The following is a 2,173-nucleotide window of genomic DNA, read 5'->3' as shown; positions in this document are numbered from 1 at the left end:
GGAGAGAATGTTACTGCCAGTGAGAAGATACCCCGTTACGGCTATCTTCCCGGTGATTTGCAAGTGAGAACTGACTATTTTTATGATTTGTCTCGAACCTTACGCTCAATAAGCTGACCGTCCATATCAAAATATCGACTAGGCCATATTTCAGAGGGATGTATTTCGAGATAGTTAGCAATAATCCATTCGCCTTTAGGCCACGGACGGCTAAGCGTATTTGCCAGTGTAGATGAACTGAGTCCCGCTTCACGAGAAACAGCCGCTAAGGTTGTACCACGCTTACGCAATGCTGCAATGATATCGGCTTGATGCCAGTCATTTCTAACGTTATTCATTCCTGCTACCCCTTCCATTAATTGAGAAAATTGATGGTGGCGATTCAGACAGGGTTTGCAATACCGGGAGCTATCGTCCGGCGAGGCCGAAGCCTCCCCCGCCTGAACCGCCATAGAAAAGGCGAACGCAGGCACACTGGTAGAAACATCCTACCAGTGGATAGCTCTACAGGGTTGCAAATCCCTGACCATTGGAGTTTGCCAATGGCGGGGCTACTTTAACTGATTGGTTTATCTAGTTCAATAAGCGAATCAGTAGAAATACTTAACTTTTTACGTTATATCTCTTTATTGCTGTTTCATTCTCAGATATTTTAATAAAGTATTGAGATAATATTCAGTCAAATCATAATGTAAAGCCATTGCTCACATTTTATGGTGTGCAAAATACAATACGTAGAGAGGAAGGTTCTGTTTTGGCTACACAAATCACCCCCCGCCTGATTGAGCTAACTTATGAGGCTGTGCTCAAGTCTTACTGGAGGAGAAATGCTCTTCGAAAATTTCTCTTGGCATCAAATATTTCCAATAGTTTTGTTTCAGCGTGGTCAGATGATGAGTCTAAGCGTGACCTTCTTGATCGTCTTTTCGAAAAATTGCAAACCACAGATAAGGGAAAATCTGTTATCTATCTAATGGCACAAAGTTTGTCAGAGCAGTCCTCTTTTCCAGATCTTAGAAATTGGGAAGACTCAGCACAAAAAACACAAGATGCTCACAAAGCGGTGAATGAACTTAAAGTATATTTAAAACAACAAAATGAAGAATCTCAGAGTAAGAAGGAACGTTCAGAGATCAAGGCGCGAGTTCGTGTTGAAAGAGAGCGTATTCAACGTTCGCTAACGGATAGGGGAAAACTTCAACAATTATTGGAAGATATGAATTTAAGAGTTGGCACGCAAGAAGGTGGTTACGAGTTTGAAGAATGGTTTTATCAGTTACTTAACTTTTGTGAAATACAAAACAGAAAACCATATAAAATCGATGGTCGACAAATAGATGGTTCTTTAACTTACGAAGGTACTACCTATCTCGTAGAGTTAAAATTTACCAAAGATCAGTCTGGAGCCCAAGAAATTGATTCGCTTAAAGCAAAAGTTAATAAAATGGCTGATAATACAATGGGGATAATGGTGTCTATCAGCGGTTACAGTAGCGTGGCAATATCTGAGGCATCAGGAAGTAAAACGACTTTAATAATAATGGATGCTAGTCATCTTTATTTATTTTTGTCAGGTGCTATGAGTTTTGGAGAAATAATTTCAAGAGTAAGGAGACACGCCTCACAAACAGGTGAAGCGTATTTACCAACCAATAAGTTTCATGGTTAGTGAGTGTGGTAAACAATGTAACCTAAATCGTTAATTCGTTCTCCTGAGCGGAGGAGATTATCCGGGATAAACCCGCTTCTCGTTCATAGCTGACTGTCAAATTTAGTCGCACTTTTCTACAGAACACTGTCACATAAAGTAGCGACTAATCCCAAAAATATGTGTAATATCTAACCTTCTTAGCATTTTATTTCATTAATCCCATACTGAATATCCATTAAAAATCAATTAGTTATCTAAATCCCGTCAAAGCTATCCAGTCGCTGTTGTTGTTCTTCACTCAAACTAAAAGCAAAGTCTTCATGCTCTGCCTGCCATGTGCCAAAACTCATCAGGAACGCAATAGCCGGATCTATCTTGTTCGCGGACTTCTTCTTATTAGGCTTGATATTGGCATTAGCGTCCGTTTCCATTACCACATTAGATATCGCCCATGAAAGCACCGGATCGCCGTTGTGACGAATGACCTTGCGGTTAACGAACACCTCAGCGGATTTTGCCACC

General features: G+C 40.5%; 4 protein-coding genes. 2 read left to right on the top strand and 2 right to left on the bottom strand.

The annotated features are described in order from the left end of the window. Positions 1-80: 80 nt before the first annotated feature. Positions 81-338 (bottom strand): helix-turn-helix domain-containing protein, encoded by a 258-nt coding sequence (locus AB204_RS17365; RefSeq protein ID WP_047964640.1) that lies wholly within the window; start codon positions 336-338, stop codon positions 81-83. A 33-nt stretch (positions 339-371) separates the two neighbouring features. On the opposite strand from AB204_RS17365, the gene AB204_RS22525 reads away from it, so the two are divergent. Next, positions 372-560, top strand: coding sequence for a hypothetical protein (locus AB204_RS22525; RefSeq protein WP_152671565.1), 189 nt, complete (start codon positions 372-374; stop codon positions 558-560). A gap of 194 nt (positions 561-754) precedes the next feature. Beyond that, positions 755-1,669 (top strand): restriction endonuclease, encoded by a 915-nt coding sequence (locus AB204_RS17360; protein WP_200898260.1) that lies wholly within the window; start codon positions 755-757, stop codon positions 1,667-1,669. 236 nt (positions 1,670-1,905) lie between these two features. On the opposite strand, the gene AB204_RS17355 is transcribed toward AB204_RS17360, so the two are convergent. Continuing rightward, positions 1,906-2,173, bottom strand: a 268-nt coding sequence (locus AB204_RS17355; RefSeq protein WP_235428127.1) for a terminase TerL endonuclease subunit, incomplete at its 5' end; no start/stop codon positions are given.

It is taken from the genome of Xenorhabdus khoisanae (assembly GCF_001037465.1).
In the GTDB taxonomy this organism is placed as follows: domain Bacteria; phylum Pseudomonadota; class Gammaproteobacteria; order Enterobacterales; family Enterobacteriaceae; genus Xenorhabdus; species Xenorhabdus khoisanae.
The sequence above is the reverse complement of the archived record's forward strand: the minus strand, read 5'-3'. Positions and strand labels throughout refer to the sequence as shown.